This is a genomic window from Collimonas fungivorans (genome assembly GCF_001584145.1).
Classification (GTDB): Bacteria; Pseudomonadota; Gammaproteobacteria; order Burkholderiales; family Burkholderiaceae_D; genus Collimonas; species Collimonas fungivorans.
The window spans coordinates 3,975,076-3,995,120 of the sequence record NZ_CP013232.1 but is presented as its reverse complement, the minus strand read 5'-3'; the positions used below and the strand labels follow the sequence as shown (position 1 = coordinate 3,995,120).

The window sequence follows — 20,045 nt, the reverse complement described above, 5'->3', positions numbered from 1 at the left end:
TTTTTTTTAATCTCGCCCGCGCAAGGCCGCCGCGCATTCGCGCACCAGCGCCGGGCCGCGGTAGATCAGCCCGCTGTACACCTGCACCAGCGATGCGCCTGCGGTGATCTTGGCTTGCGCATCGGCGCCGCTGAAAATCCCGCCGACGCCGATGATAGGCAAGGCATCGCCCAGTTCGCCGTGCAGCTGGCGCACCACGCTGGTGGACAAGGCCAGCACCGGCGCGCCGGACAGGCCGCCGGCTTCATTCTCGTGCTGCAAGCCCCTGACGGCATCGCGGCTGATGGTGGTGTTGGTGGCGATCACGCCGTCTATCTGATGCCGCAGCAAGGCGTCGGCGATGGTCTTGATCTGTTCGGCGTCGATGTCCGGTGCGATCTTCAAGGCGATCGGAACGTAGCGCTTGTATTGGTCAGCCAGTTTCTGCTGCGCCTGCTTGAGTTGCGACAGCAGGGCGTCGAGTTCCGAAGCGCCTTGCAGCTGGCGCAGGTTCTTGGTGTTGGGCGAGGAAATGTTGACGGTGACGTAGCTGGCGTAGGGATAGACTTTCTGCAGGCAGTGCAGGTAGTCCTCGGCGGCGCGTTCAATCGGCGTATCGGCATTCTTGCCGATGTTCAGCCCTAGCACGCCTTGCCGCTCCTGGTAAAAGCGGGAAGCCTGGACATTGGCGACAAAAGCGTCGACGCCGCCGTTGTTGAAACCCATGCGGTTGATGATGGCGTTAGCCGCCGGCAGGCGGAACATGCGCGGCTTGGGATTGCCGGCCTGGGCCCGCGGCGTCACCGTGCCGACTTCGATCGAGCCGAAACCGAGCGCGGCCAGGCCGTCGATGTAAGCGCCGTCCTTGTCCAGCCCGGCGGCCAGGCCCACCGGATTGGGAAAGCTGATGCCCATCACGGTGCGCGGATCGGCCGGCGTCTTGCCCAGCAGCGAAGTGAGTCCCAGCGCGGCGGCGCGGCGCAAGGCCGGCAGCGTCAGGTTGTGGGCGGATTCCGGATCGAGAGAGAACAGGGCGGGGCGGGCGAAGGCGTACAGGAGTTTGGCTGGCACGGTAGAGGCTATATAGGTAGTGCAATCAAAGGGAAATAGGCGCGGCAAAAACCGCGGTGGCTATTTTAGCGCACTCCATTCGCCTTGCCGCAGCGCTTCCAGCGGCTGGAAGTTGATTTTGTAAGCCATTTTCGGACTTTCCTCTATCCAGTAGCCGAGGTAGACATAGGGCATGCCGAGCTGTTTTGCCTGGCCGATCTGCCACAGGACGTTGTAGGTGCCGTAGGAAGCGCCCGGCACATCGGGATCGTAGAAGGTATACACCGACGACAAGCCGTCGTTCAGCACATCGATGATGCTCACCATGCGCAGGGTGCCGTCGGCTTCCCGGAATTCGACCAGGCGGGTGTTTACCTTGCTCTGCAGCAGAAACTGCGCGTACTGGTCGCGGCTATCCTGGTCCATGCCGCCGCCGCAGTGGCGCGCGGTCTGGTAGCGCAGGTAAAGGTCGTAATGTTCATGTACGTAAGCCAGGTTGGTGACCAGCGTGGTCAGCTGGCTGTGCTTGTCCCAGGCGCGGCGCTGGCTGCGGTTGGGCTGGAACGAGGCCACCAGCGTGCGCACCGGCGTGCAGGCCTGGCAGCCGTCGCAATACGGCCGGTAGGTGAAGATGCCGCTGCGCCGGAAACCGTTCTTCACCAGCTCCGAATAGACATCGGCGTTGATCAGGTGCGACGGCGTCGCCACCTGCGAGCGCGCTTGGCGGTGGTCCAGGTAGCTGCACGGGTAAGGCGCGGTGGCGTAAAACTGCAGGGTCGAAAAAGGCAGATCTTTTAAGTGCGTCATGTGCATTCCGGCTGATGACTCATAACTGATAATTTACACCGTAATTCCGGTTTGCATAAGAGTTTGTAGCGCCTTAATCGCTGAACAGCGGCAGCGGGCGCCAGCCGTGGATTTGCGGCTGGGCGATGGCCTGTCTCAAGTGCCGCAGGAACTCGCTGCGCGCTATCGGCTGCGCGCCCAGCGAGGCCAGGTGCTCGGTCTGCTGCTGGCAGTCGATCATCGCCACGCCATGCTGGCGCAGGAAGTGCACCAGGTAAGCCAGGGCGATCTTGGAAGCGTCGCTGACCCGGGTGAACATCGATTCGCCGTAGAACATATGGCCGATGCTGACGCCGTAAGCGCCTCCCACCAGTTTGCCGTCCAGCCAGACCTCCGATGAATGGGCATAACCGAGCCGGTGCAGTGCGCGGTAGCCGGCCACGATGTCTTCCGAGATCCAGGTGCCGGCGCCGTCGCGGCGCGGCGCGGCGCATTCGCGCATCACGCGTTCGAAGGCAAAATCGAAGCGGACCTGCCAGCGCCGGTCCGTAGAGGCGCTGCGGTGCACCTTGCGCAAGGTCTTGCGCAGGCTGGCGGAAACGGCGAATTGCTCAGTCTTCAACACCATGCGCGGATCGGTGCTCCACCAGAGGATCGGCTGGTTCTCCGAAAACCAGGGGAAGATGCCGTGCCGGTATGCATCCAGCAGGCGCCGCGGCGACAGGTCGGCTCCGGCCGCCAGCAAGCCGTCCGCGCCGTCTTCGTCGGTCAGCGCCGTGCTGACGTCGGGAAACGGGCTGTCCAGTTCAAGCCAGGGGATCATCGCCGTTCCACCTGCTTCTTACTTAGGCGCCAGGCCGGCGCGCATGGATTTGAAGATGTCTTGCGTATGCAGGCTGAACTGGCCGCCTTCCTGGCGGATTTTCCGGATATCGGCAAAGAAGGCGCGCAAGGTAATGTCGACCGTGGGAAAGGCGATTTCGTCCCAGGGGATTTCGGCCTCGGTGAACAGGCCGACTTCCAGGCTTTCTATGCCGGCGGCATAGTCGAGATCGAGCAAGGTGGCGCGGTAGAACAGATGCACCTGATGTACATGCGGGACGTTGAGCAGCGAAAAAAGCTCGTGCAGTTCTATCCGCGCGCCGGCTTCTTCCAGGGTTTCGCGGCGGGCGGCGTCGCCGGTGGTCTCATCGTTTTCCATGAAACCCGCGGGCAGGGTCCAGTAACCATATTGCGGCTCGATCGCGCGTTTGCACAGCAGCACGCGCAGTTCGCCATCGCGCTCCCACACGGGAACGGAGCCGATCACCATTTTCGGATTCTGATAATGAATGCTGCCGCAGTTGCTGCAGACATAACGCATGCGGTTGTCGTCCTGCGGAATCTGCAGGCTCACGGGATGCGCACATTCGGAACAAAATTTCATAGGCGGCAATAGGTAGTTTGAATCGGTAGTTTGGGAGTTTAGCATTGCCCATTAGATAGGGCTGTTCTTAATCCGATTGTCTGTATTGGTTGCATTGCACTGCAATACACTATATACTTTCATTCTTCAGACGCGGGGTGGAGCAGTCTGGCAGCTCGTCGGGCTCATAACCCGAAGGTCGTAGGTTCAAATCCTGCCCCCGCAACCAGTTACAGCAAGAAGGCTAGCAGTAATGGGCTATTCTTGCGCATCAAGCCTTAAGTGGAAAGCGCTTAAGGCTTTTTATATTCAGACGCGGGGTGGAGCAGTCTGGCAGCTCGTCGGGCTCATAACCCGAAGGTCGTAGGTTCAAATCCTGCCCCCGCAACCAAAAAAAGACGGACCCGCTACTAGCTTAGTAGCGGGTCCGTTTTAATTTCTGCCTTGCTTACCTGGTTCTAGTCCAAGACTTTCCAACACCCAATGACGGGCGTTGGCCACCACCTTTTTCAGCCTGCCTCAGTTAGCAGCAGTAAATTGAATGTAGGGATTCGTTGCTGCGATGGTGCCGTTGGCAGCCGTTCCGGCGCCGACGGTACATTTGCCCAATGTTAAATTATTGGTCTCTCCCGTGGACCCATGTCCATCAGGGCCAAGACATGTCGGTGCATGGGTGCCGCCATCGTCTATGGCGAGTTTTACACCGACGGAGGAACCTTTGTTGAAGGATGCCTGGGATCCGCCACCGTTACCCACAAGCGTGAATTCCGCCTGCTTCCACCAGAGTGCGGCAAAAACCGTGCTGTCAGACACTTTATCTGCATAGACATCCTTGCCGACAGTCAGGGTCACTACATCATTGCCGGTCGACGACGCGGAGCCGGACAGCTTCATATTTGCCAGTTGAGCGATGGAGAACTGGGCGGTGCTGATGCCGTTGCTGTTATGAACGCACGCGGGGCCATTGCTGTCCGTGGCATCGTCCCAGCCGGCAAAGGCTGGGCAGCCAGCGCTGTCGTAGTCGGCCTGCGACGGGAACACCCAACTTTGTATGAAGGCCATGGGATGGGTTCCATCCGTATAGGCATCCGTCGAGTAGATGAACTGTTCCCAAACGTGGCAAGAGCCGTAGCCAAGTTTGGCGCATGCAGTCGAAGATGCGTTTATATCCGTATTGAGCTGCAAGGTATATTGATTCGCCCCGATGGTTCCATTGGACATTGAGCCACCGAACAGGACATTGATGCCCTTTTCAGATTTCACTCCGCTGACGGCCGGGAAACTACCCGTCGCAGATCGAATCACTCCCGCCGCCTGAGCGGCATAATCGGTGCCGTTGCCAACGATCTGTGGTGTTACCTCGTCCTTATTCAAGGAGCGGGCGGCAGATGAGGACAGAATCGAGGGAGCGATAGGCCTGCTGGAGCGATAGGTCGGCCGCGGCCCGCAAGCTACCTTCTCCCAGTTGGCGCTAGGATAGGAAGCATGAAAACAACCCTCTGCAGGCGGACCGATTTTCTTCATTTTTTCGTGCCAGGTGTGCAATGCCGGTGTTTCCACAACCACAGTAGCATTGACGGCTGCCGCGGGTGAAAACGCGGTGTTGTTCAAAACGGCGGGTTCAGCTGCCGCAGCGGTGACTGGGCTGGTTGCAATAGCGGCAGCGAGAGCTGCCGCAAAAAAATATGTGCTCTTTTTTGTAAATGAGTGCATTTTTTTCTCTATCAAATTGAATTGTTGATCAAACAGTTCTTGATGTGTGTCACAGGCGGCGCTGGAAGCAAATAACCATCGCGATCAGCGTCAGTGAAATCCAGTTCAAATGGGCCCGTCGGTACTTACCTGTCCTTTCTGGCAGCACTACCGTGACGATCGCCATGGCAGTGACAGCAAATCCAGCACCTGATTTTTTTGTGTAAAACGAAGCCGTCTTCACTGGAAGCGACTTCTCCCCGACGAATGCAAAGCCTCTTGCACCCAATCTCTGAAATTCATGTGCGGAGAACGCCAACGAAGCTGGCTGCTGTTGATACGCTCTTACTAGTCATGCCCGTCGGAAAGAAAAAAGGGGGCATGTTTCCTATGGAAAACTTGTAAGTGTTTGTAACCTTGGGGGCTTTGCTGTCACAGCACGGGCGCGATGACCAGGTTGAAAAGGGAGGCTTTCCCAGCCATCGCCAGACCTTGCGGTTTTTGCAATTTCTAGTATTTGCGGGGGCTGAGGTGGCCTGGTGTGGCTTGTAATGATGGAGGCGGCAATCGACCCCGCTGCCGCTGGTTGATGCGCCATTTCAGGCGGATAGATAGAAGAGGTATGAATCCTGCCACGCAACCAGAAAAATACGGACCAGCTACTGGCTTGGCAGCTGGTCCGTTTTTCATTCTGGCGCCTGTCACGCACAGGTATTTTGGTGTCCGTGGAGTGCAGCAATTGGACTGTGTCTGAAATGGCCTGCGCGGGCGAGTCAAACATTCACGACGAACGATGCATCGCTATTGCGACCCCAAGGCCAGCCAGGATTGTGCCCCCGACCCGGTTAATCGCCCTCATTACGCTAGCGCGCTGGATTACGTTGCGTAACCTTATGGCGCAAAGCGCATACAAGCTGTCGTTTGCCAGCCCTAACACCACCATGGTCGGAATCAGGATCAGCATCTGCGGCACATAGGGTGCGTGCTTGTCGATAAACATCGGTAGAAACAGGACAAAGAAGGCGATGCCTTTCGGGTTCAGCCCAGTGACCAGGAAGGCGTGGAAAAATACCTTCAGCAGGCCGACGCGCGCTGCCGGCTGCGGCGCCGCCAGCTTCGTTGCGCCTTGGCGCCACATGCGTACGCCCAGGCAGAAAAAGTAGGCAGCGCCGACCAGCTTGAGGCAAGTGAAAACCACGGTCGACGTGGTCAGGAGCACTCCCAGGCCGGCCATTGCCACCGCCATGGCTGTCGCACCGCCCAAGGCGGAACCCAGCACCATGGCTGCGGCAACACGTGGCCCATAACTCACCGCGTGGGTAGCGATCAGAACAATGGTCGGCCCGGGAATCGCAATAACCAGCGCAGAAGCCGCGACGAACGAGAGCCAGAGTGAAAATGACATAGTGATCCCTTGCTGTGTGCCTGATGTCCAGTGATCATACTATTGACCGCCGTTAATGGCACATCGGCCTGGTCAGGCTGCTGCCGGCGCAGAAAACATCGGGTTGCCGCTTGCGGTGGCGGACGCCGGGACTTCTTCCTGCATGACATCCCAATGCTCAACCACCTTGCCGTCTTTCAGGCGGAACATGTCGACGGCGACCATCGGCTTCGGTCCCCAGCCAAGGTAACGGCCGTGAACCATCACCAGATCGCCTTCGGCGACCGCCATGCCTGGCTGGTAAGAAAAATCCTTGGGCAATTTGGGGATCAGTTCCTTGATCGCAGCCGGACCGTTCGGGATAGTGGGGTTATGCTGGATATAGTCCGCCGCAAAATATTTGTCGACGACAGTTGGATCCCGGTCAATGAATGCTCCGATCAATGCTCGAAGGGCTATCTGCTTGTTGGTTTCCATGAGGGTTTCCTAGGTTGGCGTCGATGGTTTTTCCGGAATATTCTTCGTCGCCATTGGCTCACTGGCTTCGAAAAATCAATCTGAAAAAATATGCCGCATTATCTGGATGCAGAAATAATTTAGGTCCATTGCGCTACATCGTCAAGAAACATTTTTATTAAATTGACAATGAATGTTACCTGCGGCTATAGCTGGGAATTAAAGCAGGCTGATGCCGGGAGCGAGCATCTTCGCCGGACTTAACAATCTTTTGGCAGCCACGCCCCATGAAATCCCGCGGGAATCCGCCTGGGCAGGTGCACCGTCGCGATCGGATCCTTTTCGATATCCTGGCCGTCAAGGATTACCAGGTCACTGGTGTCCGTTGCATGGCGATATACACAGACCAGTACCCAGCCGTCATCTTCACCGGAGGCGGCGGGACGCGGCACGAACACCGGTTCGCTGTTCTGGTCGCCTGCCGGAACTTGATATCGCTGCGTCGAACCGGATGCGAGGTCATAGCGAACGATGCCTCGCATCTCTATATTTGCAGGTTGTTCTACAGCGTAGAGAAAGCGATAAGGACGGCCCGTCCGGGTTTCGTTGATGCGAGGCAGCTCGATACCTGCATCATCGATCTGCTTTTCTGTCACGGTTCCGCTCTTCAGGTCGATGACGTAGCGCCACAGGACGCCCGGCGGATTTTCCTCAAAAGCCGCCATGTCGTCCGCGAGGCGCAAATACCATGGATATCGAACGACATCCAGGACAACCGTCGATTTATCTGCGTCGTACGCATTCACTACATGCAGGATGAAGCAGGGCGTGACTTCAAACCAGCGAATCTTGCTGCCATAGCGAGGGATTACGCCGATCCGTGCCTTGCGCTCGTCATGCCAGCGCAATGGCATGCGATGGCCGCGAGACAGCATCGAGAAGTCATACGCAACGTTAAGGTCGAGCAGGACGCTATAGGTGGCGGTGATCGCCATATCGTGCATCATCGACGGCGACGGCAGTTCGATTTCAACGTCGACGCTTTGCGCGCCATGCGCGTCTGTCACCCCGTAGCGCAACCAGGGTTTGTTCCAATCGGCCCGGAACAGCATCAGTTCGCCTGACTGCGGATCGACTTTTGGATGGGCTGTCATGCCGCCTGCCAGTCCCGGGTGACGGCGCGCCGCTCCCAGGGTTTCGAGTTTGGCTGTCATGGCAAGCGGAGCGCCGCCTTCCGCCAGGGCCAGTATCTCGCCGGCGTGATGGAGCACGTTGACGTTAGGATTCGTATCGAGCAGAGATGTCACGGCGTCTGGATCGTACACCTGCGCCCATCGCTGCGTGCGGGCCCAGCGGTTGCAATAGCCCGTTGCGCGGCCGTCCTGAAATGAGATTGCATGCAGCATGGCGGCTTCCGGCCACCAGGACAGCACATCGTTTCCTTCGAAACGGCCGCGCAGCGGGTTGGGGCCATTGCGTACCAGCGCCCCATTAAGATCCTGCGGAACTGTTCCAGTAACGGCAAGATCGACCAGGTCGACTTCATCGGCGACAGGCGCGCCGGCGCCGGCGTTCAAATTGATCGCAGCCATGTTTGTTGTTCCTCTATCGTTTTTATCGGGTAGGCATCCACTCGAAGATGACTGGGTCAGTCGAGTTTTGCAAATAATACCCGGATATAAATATCCGGTCAATAAAACCCGGGTAAAAACAATGCGATATTTCCTTTGGCTGCGGCAATCGTGGCGGGATCAGTTGCTTATGGTTAATTACGTAAGCAAGGCGGGCTTCACTACAGCATCTGCCGGGCCCAGCAGCCGGCCGTCGTCGGAGCGGAGCTCCAGCCTGCGCACGGGTCGTCCTCGTTTGACGTCAACCAGGCTCACGTGGGTTTCGCCAGGCTCGAAGAAGTAGTCCTCGCCCCACTGGCGCAAGGCCACCAGCAGTGGAAACAGTCCACGCCCCTTTTCGGTCAGCACGTATTCCTGGTAGGCGCTGCCATCGGACGCCGGCACGGTGTCGAGGATGTCGTGCTCCACCAGGTTCTTCAGCCGTGAGGACAAGATGTTCTTTGCCAGGCCCAGGCTCTTCTGGAATTCGCCGAAGCGCCGCAAACCGTCGAAAGCGTCGCGGATGATGAGGAGCGACCACCAGTCGCCAATCGCATCCAGCGGCCTCGCGACCGGGCAGCTGGCCCCTTTATGGCTGGTTCGTTTGACCATTGCTTATCTCTTTCCTGTCTTGGCAAGCTGGCCTGCCGCGAATATAGGTTTCTGTGGATCTTGTGGTTGCATTATAAAACCACGTCTGCTATAAAACAATTGGTTTCAATATGAAACTAAATTGACCGGGAGTCCGATAGTGAGGCATGCCCCATATGAGACAACCGGTTCTATTCCCTTACTAACGATTTTGAAAGAGGTTTTCCATGACCCCAGCAGACCACACTTTCGGAGGCAGTTTCCCGTTCGCGCCGCACTTCACCGATGCTCCCGGTTTTCAGATGCACTATGTCGACGAGGGGCCGCGCGATGGAGAAGTGGTGCTATGCCTACATGGCGAACCGACCTGGGGTTATCTGTTCCGCCACCTGATCCCGGCGCTCAGCGATGTCCGGCGCGTGGTCGTCCCCGACCACATGGGGTTCGGCAAGAGCGCGACGCCGCAGGAGCGCAGCTACTGGCTGCAGGATCACATCGACAACCTGGAACGTTTTGTCCTTGCGCTCGGCCTGCGCAACATCACTCTCGTGCTGCATGATTTCGGCGGTCCCGTCGGCATGGGCCTGGCCGCCCGCCATCCGGACCGTATTCTTCGGGTGATCTCGGCCAACGGACCAACTCCGTTCGGCCAGGCCGATCTTGTCGAGCGATGGACTGCGAATGTCGGCGTGGCGCCGTGGTTCCAGTGGATCGAGAAAGCCGAAAAGGACGGCAACCTGGAAACGGTGCTGGGTCAGCTTGGTTTCAACATCCTGAGCACACTCAAGCTGAATGGTTTCGAGAACCACGCCCTGATCACCGACACCTGGCTCGCCGCTTACGGTTCGCGTTTCGCCAGCGCCGCGGACTGTCGCGGCGCCATCGGCTGGGCAAAAGGCGCGGCCATCGGGGCGCATCGCTTCGAGACACCCGACGCGGCAGCCGATCGCACGATCCGGGCCAAGCCGGCGCTCGCCATCTGGGGCATGGCGGACCGGACGCTGCATGCGGAGCATCTGCTCCCGTTATTTACAGAGATATTCCCGAAGGCGCCGATCCATCGGCTGGCCGGGGTCGGTCATTACTGCTTCGAGGACGCGCCGGATGAAATCGCTGCGCTCATCGTGCAGTTCATCCGGCAGACACAAACTTGAGCCGGATTGGCGGGGCAAATCCTGTTCCCGCCACTACGCAGGAAAGAAACTGTTCTTGCACAAAAAGCCTCGGGCGCGACGCGCCTGGGGTTTGTTCTGTTTAGCCAGTTTGTACGGACCTGTACAGGCTGGCTACGCAGCCGTAGCACTGAACCTGGATCAAATGCGCTGTTCCGCGATGCACCAATATCACCCCCGGTCTACTACCGGTTTTATCCGCCTGGTGCATTTTCCATTGCATTCAAATCAACCGTGCTGCCGATCGCCGGCCCGGTGTTTTGCCTGCTGTAAATCCCGTTTTTTTGAAGTAAGCGCGGGTATCCGACCGGGCGTTGCCGTCGTTTCGAGGTAGTTGTTGCTCACCACTTTGGTGCCAGCCTCGCACCAAAGTGGTATTACAAAAAAACTACCAATTCGAACTGGCATTGGCCGCTTCTCTACGGTTTTGCATGATGCTGCAACGCAGCGTGTTTAGTGCCGCCAAGTAATGCCGCTTCATTTGTCTGATGGCTTTCCAACTCTCCTGAAAAAAAATAAAAAAACTTTGAAATAGTCGGTTTCTCCTGATTTTTTTGGCGTTTCAATATAAATTCCAGCGATACTTTTGTCGTTTGAAAATTCCGTATTTTCATAGGAGAAACCGCAGGAAATAGAGACTAAAAAAGAGATGAAGGCGCGGCGACTTGTCCAGTTTGAAGAAGTTCCGCGCAAAATCCTCAAATTCTGATTTCCGAGAAAATTTTCATTTTTCTTGACCCTGTTTTGAAAAAAAGCGACCAGTCCACTCCACTAAACAACAGTCATGTAGTTTGAGAAATAGTGAATGTAAACAACGGTATATATAGATATATGAAATAGTAATTTTGATACCAATAATTTATTTATGTAATACCAGTTGAATGCCTATTGACAGCCACTTTTACGGTCCCTAGAGTGTCTCCAGCGCAACGTTTCCAAAGGGAATTGGTGAGCTTGGGCGTAAGGCAGATGCGGAAGCTTGGTGCGGGGGCAGGGTACGCACGGCATTTTCCCCGGACGGTTTTTTTGGAGAAAGACCGGCAGGGGCAGGTGTTTTACAGGCGGCGCTATGCAGCGTCTTGTTGGTTGGATCTTGTTGTATTGGCGACTGTATCGAAAAAAAGGTTCTCCCCTTTGTCGGCCTGAAGCGACCTCAAGCCACAGCGTGGAGAAGTCAATGAAAAAAATGGCCTGCTTGGGGTTTGCGGGCCGCAATCGATGGGGAGAACGGTAAGTGAATAAAAATTTAACACCAATAGCATCTGCAGTTGCGCTACTGGTCATGGCGGCAGCCATGCCAGCATATGCGCAGCAGGCAGATGACGCAGCTTCGAAAGCTGACAGCAAGAGCGCCGACAAGGGTGGCATTGAACAGGTCACCATCAGCGGCATCCGCGGTTCATTGCAAAAATCCCTGACTCAGAAACGTAACGCCGACTCGCACGTGGAAGTCATCACCGCCGAAGACATCGGCAAGATGCCGGACAAGAACGTTGCCGATTCGCTGTCGCGCGTGCCGGGCGTCACCATCGGTAACGCCGGCGCCACCGAAGGCGGTTTCGATGAAGCCGACCGGGTCAGCATGCGCGGCACCAGCCCGAGCCTGACGCAGACGCTGATCAACGGCCACAACGTGGCATCCGGCGACTGGTTCGTGCTGGACCAATCGGGAACAGTCGGCCGCAGCGTCAGCTATACGCTGCTGCCTTCCGAACTGGTGGGGTCGGTAGTGGTGCACAAGAGCTCCCAGGCCAACCTGGTGGAAGGCGGAGTCGCCGGTTCGGTCGACATCATTACCCGCAAGCCGCTGGAGTTCAAGAAACAATTTACGGCAGAAGCAACCCTGGGCGCGGTGTATGCCGATTTGCCGGGCAAGACCGATCCGCAAATCAGCGCGCTGGTGAACTGGAAAAACGAAGCCAACACCTTCGGCATCCTGGTGCAGGCGTTTTCGGAAGAGCGCCATCTGCAACGGCAAGGGCAGGAAATCCTGGGCTACACCCAGATCGCTCCGGGCAGCAAGATCGCTCTCGCGCATCCGGACCTGGCCGGCGTATATGCGCCCAACCTGATCAACTCCGCCTTGTTTGAGCAGCAGCGCAAGCGCACCGGCGGTTTGATCGATGCCCAGTTCAAGGTGAGCAACGACTTCTCGTTCGACGTCAACGCCTTCACTTCGGAAATGAAGGCGGCCAACTACAACCGCAGTTATGAATTCTGGGGTGCGCAAGTCATCAACGCCGGCGCGGGTCAATCGCCGAATCCTGGCTACACGGTGAAAAACAATACGCTGACATCGGCTACTTTTGCCCCTGTAGCGGGCACCAACTACGGCGTCTACGACCAGATTTCACGTCCGGACGAAAGCGCCAGCGCCAACTTCGTCGAGCTCGGCACCAAGTGGCGTGCAAGCGATTCGCTGACCTTCACCACCAAGCTGGGCACCTCGTCCGGCGAAGGGAAAACACCGACCCAGAACGTAGCGGAATGGAATGTCGGCGTCGGTGCAGGCGCAGGTTATCAATTGAACGGAACAGGCACGGCTGCCAACTGGAACCTGGGCGCAACCAATAATGCCAGCCCTGCCGGCCCAAGCACAACGTTCGGCTGGATCTTCGGCGACCAGAACATCAACGTCAAGGACAAGGAAAACTGGGCACAGGTTGACGGCGAGTATTCCACTGACTGGGGTACCTTGAAGACGCTGCAGTTTGGTTTGCGCTATAACGACCACAAACGCAGTTCCGAAGGCGTGATCGGCCAAGGTCCGACAGCTGCAGCCCAGGATCCCGCCAATTTCCCGCAGGGTTATCAGAATTTCCCGGGCAATTTCGGCAGCGGCCTCGGCAGCGGTTTCCCGACCAACGTCTGGTATTACTCGCCGGGCCAGCTGGCAGCGTACAACGCCTTCACCAACCGCGATCCGGTCACGCGTGAAGACTGGAATTCCGAGTTTTCGGTCAAGGAAAAGAATACGGCCGGTTACCTGCAGGCCAATCTTGAGGGTGACCGCTGGAGCGGGAATGTCGGCTTGCGCGTGGTCCAGACCAAGGAGAGCGTCATCTCCAACGTCGCCGCGCCGGCTACCGCGCCGGGTGCCATCACGACCTCTGCTTTCGGTCCGTTCGTCAGGCAGCACGACGACAACAGCTACGTCGACGTGTTGCCGAGCATGAACCTGAAGTTCGACTTGAGCAAGGATGTGATTGCCCGCTTCGCCGCGTCCAAGACCATGACCCGTCCGGATTACTCGGCGCTGGCTGGCCAGGTATCGTTGTCGCCACCGGCGCAATTCGGTTCAATCGGTTCCGGCACCGGCGGCAATCCTGACCTGAAGCCAATCACATCGAATAACTTCGATGTTTCGCTGGAATGGTATTTCGCTCCGCGTTCCCTGGTGTCCGCCAGTATCTTCAACATGAACCTGACCAGCTATGTCGGCCTGGGCACGGTCACCAGGAGCTATGTCACCAGCACGCCTGACCATCCTGCCAACTACATGGCGGATTACCAGCTGACAGTGCCGATCAATACCAGCGGCACGGTGAACGGTATCGAACTGGCTTATGAAATGCCGCTGGGTAAAAACTTCGGTTTCGCCACCAACGCCACTTTCATCAACGCCTATGACTCTACCAATGGTCCCCTGGTCGGCGCCTCGAAGCGTACCGCCAACCTGACGGCTTATTACGAAGATGAACGTTTCAATGCGCGTATTTCGTACAACTACCGCAGCGCGTTCTACAGCGGCCTGGATCGCAGCACGGCGTTCTATCAAGACGCCGTCGGCACCCTGGCGATGTCATTGGGCTACAAGTACAGCGAACAGCTGTCCTTCACGCTGGATGCACAGAACCTGAACAACCCGACCTTGAAGTACTACGCGCTCAATGAAGACCAGCCGCGTGCGTTCTACAAGAACGGCCGGCAGTTCTACCTGAATGCGCATCTGAAGTTCTAGCAGCGAGAAGCCGGCATGCCGCCGTCCACAGCGGCATGCCGGCGGTTTCAGATCGAAGTGAGAGTTGACGTTGATTTCGCCGTGAGAGCGCAGATGACCGGATGTTGTTGTGACGCGCTTGGATGCAAGACGCTCTCCGGTTTTTTTACCGATGCAGATGAAACTGACGATATGCAGGCAGATCGCCCGGATCAGGCCGGCAACAGATCAGGCGCCAGGCGGACGGCATGGTCAACACCGAGATTGCCGTAAATCAGGCGCACAAACAGGAGTCGTTGTATGGATTTCACGCAGGATGGGAAAAATCCCTCCAATAATGTAGTTGGCATCAGCGTGGTTGTTGTTCTGCATGTCCTTATCGTTTATGCGCTGCTTACCGGACTGGCGCGCAAGGTAGTGGAGGTGATCCAGGAGCCGGTAGAAACCAAGATCATCGACGAGTTCAAGCCGCCGCCACCGCCGCCGCCGGACAAGCCGGTGCCGCCGCCGCCAAAATCGGTCGCGCCGCCACCGCCATTCGTTCCTCCACCAGAGGTAAAAGTAACGCCGCCGCCACAGGATAACGTGATTGCCGCGGTAACCAACGTCAAGCCGCCGAGCAACGACCTGCCGACTTCCGTGGCGCAGCCATCGGCCACCGGCGAAGCAGGACCCGCGCACACCAGCGCCAAGATTGCAGGCAATTGCGACAAGCCGGAATACCCGAGATCGTCCTTGCGTAACGAAGAAGAGGGCATGGTGACCGTCAAGCTGACCATCGGCGCCGACGGCAACGTGCTGGATTCCGCCGTTGAAAAAAGCAGCGGTTTCAAGGACCTGGACCGGGCCACGGTAAAAGCGTGGAGCTTGTGCCATTTCACTCCTGCCATGGCCGACGGCAAAGCGGTTCAGTCGTCGACCAGGATGCAGTATGTCTGGAAGCTCGAGTAGGCGCAGATCGGCGCAACCCAACCAATACGCCGCGATTGCGGCAATCTACTTTCTAAAATTTGGAGCATCAGCATGTCTATCACTCGTAACCGCCTGTCCGCCCTTGTCACCGCCCTGATGATCTCCGCCGCGACGATCTTGGCGCCGCTGGCAGTAGCCCAAACACCAGCCGCAGCGTCGGCTGCCGCAGCATCGGCTGCCGCAGCGTCGGCTCCAGCTCCAGCAGCCGCAGATGCGCCGAAAGCGGCCGACACTGCAGCAGCATCGCTGGCAGATACCCCAACTCCGCCGCCACAGCCGGCAGCCAAGGAAACCGTTGATAATCCATACGGCCTGGACGCCCTGTGGAAAGGCGGCGACTTCGTCGCCCGCGGCACCCTGATCATCCTGGTGCTGATGTCGATGGGTAGCTGGTACATCATCATCACCAAGCTGATCGAGCAGGTGAAACTGATGGGCCAGGCAAAAAATGCACAAAAGACATTCTGGAAAGCCGCTAGCGTTGAGGCAGGCGTCTCCGGCCTCAAGCCAAACAGCGCTTACCGTTTCATCGCCCAAAACGGCGTGAACTCGACCCAGCACCATGACGGCGCCTTGCTGGAACAGATCGACCTGAACACCTGGGTCACCATGTCGATCCAGCGTTCGGTGGAAAAAGTCCAAAGCCGCCTGCAAGACGGCCTGGCATTTTTGGCAACAGTCGGTTCGACCGCACCGTTCGTCGGTCTGTTCGGTACCGTCTGGGGTATTTACCATGCGCTGACAGCGATCGGTATCGCCGGCCAGGCCTCGATCGACAAGGTTGCCGGTCCGGTCGGTGAAGCGCTGATCATGACCGCGATCGGTCTGGCAGTGGCTGTGCCTGCGGTTCTGGGTTACAACTGGCTGGTTCGCCGCAACAAGAGCGCCATGGAAGAAATCCGTTCGTTCAGCGCCGACCTGCACTCGGTCCTGCTGAGCGGCGTGATGTCCTCGAGCTCGGCGGTCCAGGTCGCCCATATCAATAAAAAGGTTGGCTGATCATGGCGATGTCACTCGGCTCTCCCGATGGGGATGAAGACGAAGTGATCGGCACGATCAACACGACGCCGCTGGTCGACGTCATGTTGGTCTTGCTGATCATCTTCCTGATCACGATTCCGGTGGTGACGCATACGATTCCAGTGAAGCTGCCGAACGAATTCGACGAACCTTATAAAACCAAGCCGGAGAACATCAACCTGGCGGTCAATAAGCAAGGCGACATGTTCTGGAACGAGCAACTGGTGCCGAACACCACGACCTTGCTGGCCAAGCTGAAGGAAGTGGCGGTCATCGTGCCGCAACCGGAACTGCATATCCGCGGCGATCAGCAAACCAAGTACGAATATATTGGCAAGGTGATCCTGACGGCGCAACGGGCGGGTATCGCCAAGATCGGTTTTATTACCGAACCGCCTGCGCGGAATTAAGCCATACCATTTGCGGGACAGAGTTTAAGAGGCGCCGGAGGGCGACGAATTACTCTGTCCCCAACTGATTAGGCAGGACGTTCGAAACATTAGGAGTATTTGAATGGGTATGAATGTAGGTTCTTCCGGCGGCAACGCCAACGATCCGGAACCGATGATGGAAATGAACATGACGCCGCTGATCGACGTCATGCTGGTGCTGATCATCATGCTGATCATCACGATTCCGATCCAGAATCATGCGATCAAGCTGAACATGCCGACCGGTAATCCGCCGCCGCCACTGGCCTTGCCGGTGGTCGACACGGTGGATATCGATCCGACCGGCACAGTGATGTGGAACGGTACGCCGATGGCGAACCGCGCGGAACTGGAAGACCGCCTGAAAACGGTGGTTGCCGGCGGCAATATCGATGAAGTGCACCTGCGGCCGAACAAGCTGGTGGAGTACAAGTCGGTGGCTGCCGTGATGGCGTCGGCGCAGCGGCTGGGCGTCACCAAGATCGGCATCGTCGGCAATGAGCAGTTCATGGAGTAGGAAACCGTATCTTTTTAATCAGAAAAGGCCTCGCTGAAAGGTGTTTCTTGTGGTTTTGCCGATACCACTTAAAGACCGATTGACAGCCGCTTTCTGTCCCCATACAGTAAATCCAGTTTGTTTCCGCTAATAAGAACAATGCCAGTGGCAGATGAAAGCGATGGATGCAACAACATGATTGAATACCTGATCGGCGTCGATGGCGGTGGAACCGGCACCCGCGTGCGCGTTGTGCGCGCTGCAAGCGGCGCGCGCAATGACGCGTCACATGGCGGGGGACCGTTTGACGGTTCGTCTGGAAGTCAGCTGCTGGCGCTTGGCCACGGCGGCCCATCGGGATTGATGCACGGCGTCGAACAAGCCTGGTCGGCGGTGCTGGAAACGCTCAACGCAGCATTTTCCAGCGCCGGGCTGGTGCGCCCGGCGCTGGAAAAAATGGCCATCGGCCTGGGATTGGCGGGCGTCAACAACAAGCAGTGGGCGGCCGATTTCTCTGCAAGGAACCCGGGTTTCGGCGATGCCGTGCTGGAAACCGATGCCTTCACCACCCTGGTCGGCGCCCATCAGGGGCGGCCCGGCGTCATCATCGCCATCGGTACCGGCAGCGTCGGCGAAGTGCTGACGGCGGACGGCAAGCGGCGCGAGGTCGGCGGCTGGGGTTTCCCCGCCAGCGATGAAGCAGGCGGCGCCTGGCTCGGCATGCGCGCCGTCACACACGTCCAGCAGGTGCTGGACGGCAGGGCGCCGGGCAGCGATTTTGCGCGTGCCCTGATCCATTTTTGCGAACGCAGCTGCGCTACCCATTTCGATAGCCATCGCGACAGCATGTTCGCCTGGCTGGCCGGCGCCAGCCAGACCAGTTACGCTCAGCTGGCGCCGATCGTGGTGACCCACGCCGAGCGCGACCCGGCGGCGCGCCAGATCATGCTGGAGGCAGGCCAGGAAGTCGCCAGGATTGCTGCTGCGCTTGACCCTTCGGGGCAACTGCCGGTTGCACTGTGCGGCGGCCTCGCCGCGCATTTAAGAGAGTACCTGCCCGCACCGTTGCTGGCGCTGGTCGTCAAGCCGCATGCAGATGCGGCAGCGGGCGCCCTGCGTTTGATCGATGAAAGATTAAAAGGGAAAAAAACATGCTAGCCCAGATAGAGAAACTCAAGCCAGATGCCGCTAGCGACACGCCTTTATACCTGCAGCTGGTGAACCGGCTTTCAGAACAGATCAACAGCGGCGTCTGGCAACCGGACGAGGCCTTGCCGTCCGAGCGCATCCTGGCCGATTCGCTCGAAATATCCCGGGTCACCGCGCGCAAGGCGATCGACGTATTGTGCGAGCGCGGCATGCTGATCCGCAAGCGCGGTTCCGGCACTTACATCACGCCCAAGCTGGAGCAGCCGCTGTCGCGCCTGACCAACTTCAGCGAAGAGCTGCGCCAGCGAGGTTTCCGGCCAGGTTCGCAATGGCTGCTGCGCGAAACCGGGATTGCGGTGGCCGAGGAAATCCTGGCGCTGGGCCTGTCGCCCAACACGGTGGTGTCGCGCCTGAAGCGCCTGCGCACCGCGGACGATGTGGTGATGGCGATCGAAACCACCACCATCCCGGCGCACTACCTGCCGGATCCGAAAGCGGTGACGGATTCGCTGTACGTCCACCTGGAGACGCTCGGCGTGGCGCCGGTGCGGGCGTTGCAGCACATCCGCGCCATCAACGCCAGCGCCGACCAGGCCAAGCTGGCCGATATCAAGACCGGCGCCGCGATGCTGCACATCACGCGCGTCGGTTACCTGGAAAACGGCACGGCGATCGAGCTGTCGCATTCCTATTGCCGCAGCGACTACTACGACTTTGTGGCGGAGTTGCGTCGATGACGAGTCAAGGCCAGGCGGGCGGCTATTCAGGCAACTCAGGCAGTCCAGGCGAGAATTTCAAGGGCGAGCTCAAGGGAAACATATTGACGCCGCAAGGCTGGATCAGCGGCGTCCTGCGCTTCGACGGCCATATCACCGCGATTGACGGCGCCGAGGTCGATCCCGAGCACAACGACGATCCTTACATCCTGCCTGGATTCATCGATTTACATGTGCACGGCGGCGGCGGCAAAGACATCATGGACGGCGGCGACGCGGTGTATGTCATCTCCGCCATCCACGCCCGGCACGGCACCACCAGCATGCTGGCCACCACCATGACTTCGCCGGCGAGCGACCTGGAGCAGGCGCTGGAAGCCTGCGGCCATGCCTGCCGCCAGCGCCGTAGCGGCACCGCGCGAGTGCTCGGCGTGCACCTCGAAGGACCGTATATCAATCCTGGAAAACTCGGCGCCCAGCCGGATTTCGCCCAGGAAGCGACCTTGCAGAAAGTGGCGCGCCTGAGCGCCATGGCGCCGGTGAAACTGATCACCGTTGCACCTGAAATCGCCGGCCATCTGGAAGTAGTGCGCACGCTCAGCGAATCCGGCATGCGGGTACAGATCGGCCATACCCTGGGCAGTTACGAAGACGGCGTGCAAGCATTGGAGCACGGCGCGTCCGGCTTCACCCACTTGTTCAACGCCATGACCGGCTTCCAGGCGCGCGCGCCTGGCATGGTCGGCGCGGCGCTGGCGCACGCCCGCTATTCGGAGCTGATTCCCGACCTGCTGCATGTCCATCCGGGCGCGATCAAGACTGCCTTGCGCGCTATCCCCCGGCTGTATTGCGTGACCGATTCAACCGCCGCCACCGGCATGCCGGACGGCGATTACATGCTGGGCCGCCAGCAAGTCCACAAATGCATGGGCGGCGTGCGGCTGGCCGACGGCACCCTGGCCGGCAGCACGTTGACCATGGACCAGGCCCTGCGCAACCTGGTCGGACTCGGGCTGAGCCTGGACGATGCATCGCACCGGGTATCGACTTATGCCGCCGACCATCTCGGCCTGGCGCAGCGCGGCCGGCTGGCGAGCGGCTGCCATGCCGACCTGGTGGTGCTGGACCGGCAACTCAATTTAACCGCTGTATATGTAGAAGGGGAAAGCATTGATCTCACAGAAGTTTAGTTCGCT

Annotated in this window: 21 protein-coding genes and 2 tRNA genes; 12 read left to right on the top strand and 11 right to left on the bottom strand. The window is 58.4% G+C overall.

Translation table 11 applies throughout. The features are described from left to right. Positions 1–6: 6 nt before the first annotated feature. From CFter6_RS17250 to CFter6_RS17235, 4 genes are all read right to left on the bottom strand, one after another. Positions 7–1,050, bottom strand: a complete 1,044-nt coding sequence (locus CFter6_RS17250; RefSeq protein ID WP_061540968.1) for a quinone-dependent dihydroorotate dehydrogenase — start codon at positions 1,048–1,050, stop codon at positions 7–9. A 60-nt stretch (positions 1,051–1,110) separates the two neighbouring features. Next, on the bottom strand, positions 1,111–1,836 hold the full coding sequence (locus CFter6_RS17245; protein ID WP_061540967.1) for an arginyltransferase: 726 nt from the start codon (positions 1,834–1,836) through the stop codon (positions 1,111–1,113). A gap of 73 nt (positions 1,837–1,909) precedes the next feature. Continuing rightward, positions 1,910–2,638, bottom strand: coding sequence for a leucyl/phenylalanyl-tRNA--protein transferase (gene aat / locus CFter6_RS17240; RefSeq protein ID WP_061540966.1), 729 nt, complete (start codon positions 2,636–2,638; stop codon positions 1,910–1,912). Between the two features lie 18 nt (positions 2,639–2,656). Further along, on the bottom strand, positions 2,657–3,241 hold the full coding sequence (locus tag CFter6_RS17235) for an NUDIX hydrolase (protein WP_061540965.1): 585 nt from the start codon (positions 3,239–3,241) through the stop codon (positions 2,657–2,659). Between the two features lie 131 nt (positions 3,242–3,372). Between CFter6_RS17235 and CFter6_RS17230 the strand changes: the two genes are divergently transcribed. Both CFter6_RS17230 and CFter6_RS17225 read left to right on the top strand, forming a co-directional pair. Next, positions 3,373–3,449 (top strand) — tRNA-Met (locus tag CFter6_RS17230). Between the two features lie 85 nt (positions 3,450–3,534). Then, positions 3,535–3,611: transfer RNA gene (locus CFter6_RS17225), tRNA-Met, on the top strand. 128 nt (positions 3,612–3,739) lie between these two features. Here the strand turns inward: CFter6_RS17225 and CFter6_RS17220 are convergent. The 6 genes from CFter6_RS17220 to CFter6_RS17195 form a co-directional block, all read right to left on the bottom strand. Continuing rightward, the gene (locus CFter6_RS17220; RefSeq protein ID WP_150118801.1) at positions 3,740–4,933 is read right to left on the bottom strand and encodes a hypothetical protein; all 1,194 of its coding nucleotides are present in this window, start codon (positions 4,931–4,933) and stop codon (positions 3,740–3,742) included. 49 nt (positions 4,934–4,982) lie between these two features. Continuing rightward, positions 4,983–5,231 (bottom strand): hypothetical protein, encoded by a 249-nt coding sequence (locus tag CFter6_RS17215; protein WP_061540963.1) that lies wholly within the window; start codon positions 5,229–5,231, stop codon positions 4,983–4,985. 462 nt (positions 5,232–5,693) lie between these two features. Then, positions 5,694–6,317, bottom strand: a complete 624-nt coding sequence (locus CFter6_RS17210; RefSeq protein ID WP_061540962.1) for a LysE family translocator — start codon at positions 6,315–6,317, stop codon at positions 5,694–5,696. A gap of 72 nt (positions 6,318–6,389) precedes the next feature. Then, positions 6,390–6,773 (bottom strand): nuclear transport factor 2 family protein, encoded by a 384-nt coding sequence (locus CFter6_RS17205; RefSeq protein WP_061540961.1) that lies wholly within the window; start codon positions 6,771–6,773, stop codon positions 6,390–6,392. Between the two features lie 239 nt (positions 6,774–7,012). Further along, entirely contained in the window at positions 7,013–8,344 is a 1,332-nt protein-coding gene (locus CFter6_RS17200; protein WP_061540960.1) for a carotenoid oxygenase family protein, read from the bottom strand. Between the two features lie 177 nt (positions 8,345–8,521). Beyond that, complete coding sequence (locus CFter6_RS17195) at positions 8,522–8,974, bottom strand: winged helix-turn-helix transcriptional regulator (RefSeq protein WP_061540959.1); 453 nt, start codon at positions 8,972–8,974, stop codon at positions 8,522–8,524. A gap of 206 nt (positions 8,975–9,180) precedes the next feature. On the opposite strand from CFter6_RS17195, the gene CFter6_RS17190 reads away from it, so the two are divergent. Continuing rightward, entirely contained in the window at positions 9,181–10,107 is a 927-nt protein-coding gene (locus CFter6_RS17190) for an alpha/beta fold hydrolase (RefSeq protein ID WP_061540958.1), read from the top strand. Between the two features lie 6 nt (positions 10,108–10,113). Further along, positions 10,114–10,398 carry a hypothetical protein gene (locus CFter6_RS25720; protein ID WP_150118800.1) on the top strand — a complete coding sequence of 95 codons (285 nt, stop codon included), beginning with the start codon at positions 10,114–10,116 and terminating at the stop codon, positions 10,396–10,398. A 146-nt stretch (positions 10,399–10,544) separates the two neighbouring features. Here CFter6_RS25720 and CFter6_RS26055 read toward each other — a convergent pair whose 3' ends face one another. Continuing rightward, positions 10,545–10,691 carry a hypothetical protein gene (locus CFter6_RS26055; RefSeq protein WP_167351407.1) on the bottom strand — a complete coding sequence of 49 codons (147 nt, stop codon included), beginning with the start codon at positions 10,689–10,691 and terminating at the stop codon, positions 10,545–10,547. Between the two features lie 728 nt (positions 10,692–11,419). Here CFter6_RS26055 and CFter6_RS17185 point away from each other — a divergent pair. The 8 genes from CFter6_RS17185 to nagA all read left to right on the top strand — a co-directional run bounded on the left by CFter6_RS17185 (position 11,420) and on the right by nagA (position 20,039). Next, positions 11,420–14,086 carry a TonB-dependent receptor gene (locus tag CFter6_RS17185; protein WP_236904348.1) on the top strand — a complete coding sequence of 889 codons (2,667 nt, stop codon included), beginning with the start codon at positions 11,420–11,422 and terminating at the stop codon, positions 14,084–14,086. A gap of 279 nt (positions 14,087–14,365) precedes the next feature. Continuing rightward, positions 14,366–15,016, top strand: a complete 651-nt coding sequence (locus tag CFter6_RS17180) for an energy transducer TonB (RefSeq protein ID WP_061540956.1) — start codon at positions 14,366–14,368, stop codon at positions 15,014–15,016. A 72-nt stretch (positions 15,017–15,088) separates the two neighbouring features. Beyond that, a complete protein-coding gene (locus tag CFter6_RS17175) occupies positions 15,089–16,036 on the top strand; it encodes a MotA/TolQ/ExbB proton channel family protein (protein WP_082814844.1) in 948 nt (315 codons plus the stop codon). Between the two features lie 2 nt (positions 16,037–16,038). After that, the gene (locus CFter6_RS17170; RefSeq protein WP_061532667.1) at positions 16,039–16,467 is read left to right on the top strand and encodes an ExbD/TolR family protein; all 429 of its coding nucleotides are present in this window, start codon (positions 16,039–16,041) and stop codon (positions 16,465–16,467) included. Positions 16,468–16,570: 103 nt separating this feature from the next. After that, the gene (locus CFter6_RS17165) at positions 16,571–17,005 is read left to right on the top strand and encodes an ExbD/TolR family protein (RefSeq protein ID WP_085959144.1); all 435 of its coding nucleotides are present in this window, start codon (positions 16,571–16,573) and stop codon (positions 17,003–17,005) included. Positions 17,006–17,179: 174 nt separating this feature from the next. Then, positions 17,180–18,142, top strand: coding sequence for a glucosamine kinase nucleotide-binding domain-containing protein (locus CFter6_RS17160; protein ID WP_061540955.1), 963 nt, complete (start codon positions 17,180–17,182; stop codon positions 18,140–18,142). Continuing rightward, positions 18,136–18,870, top strand: a complete 735-nt coding sequence (locus tag CFter6_RS17155; RefSeq protein WP_014006962.1) for a GntR family transcriptional regulator — start codon at positions 18,136–18,138, stop codon at positions 18,868–18,870. Before CFter6_RS17160 ends, CFter6_RS17155 begins: the two co-directional genes overlap by 7 nt. Further along, positions 18,867–20,039, top strand: coding sequence for an N-acetylglucosamine-6-phosphate deacetylase (gene nagA, locus CFter6_RS17150; RefSeq protein WP_082814843.1), 1,173 nt, complete (start codon positions 18,867–18,869; stop codon positions 20,037–20,039). The genes CFter6_RS17155 and nagA overlap by 4 nt, the downstream gene beginning before the upstream one ends. The last annotated feature ends 6 nt before the right edge of the window (positions 20,040–20,045 follow it).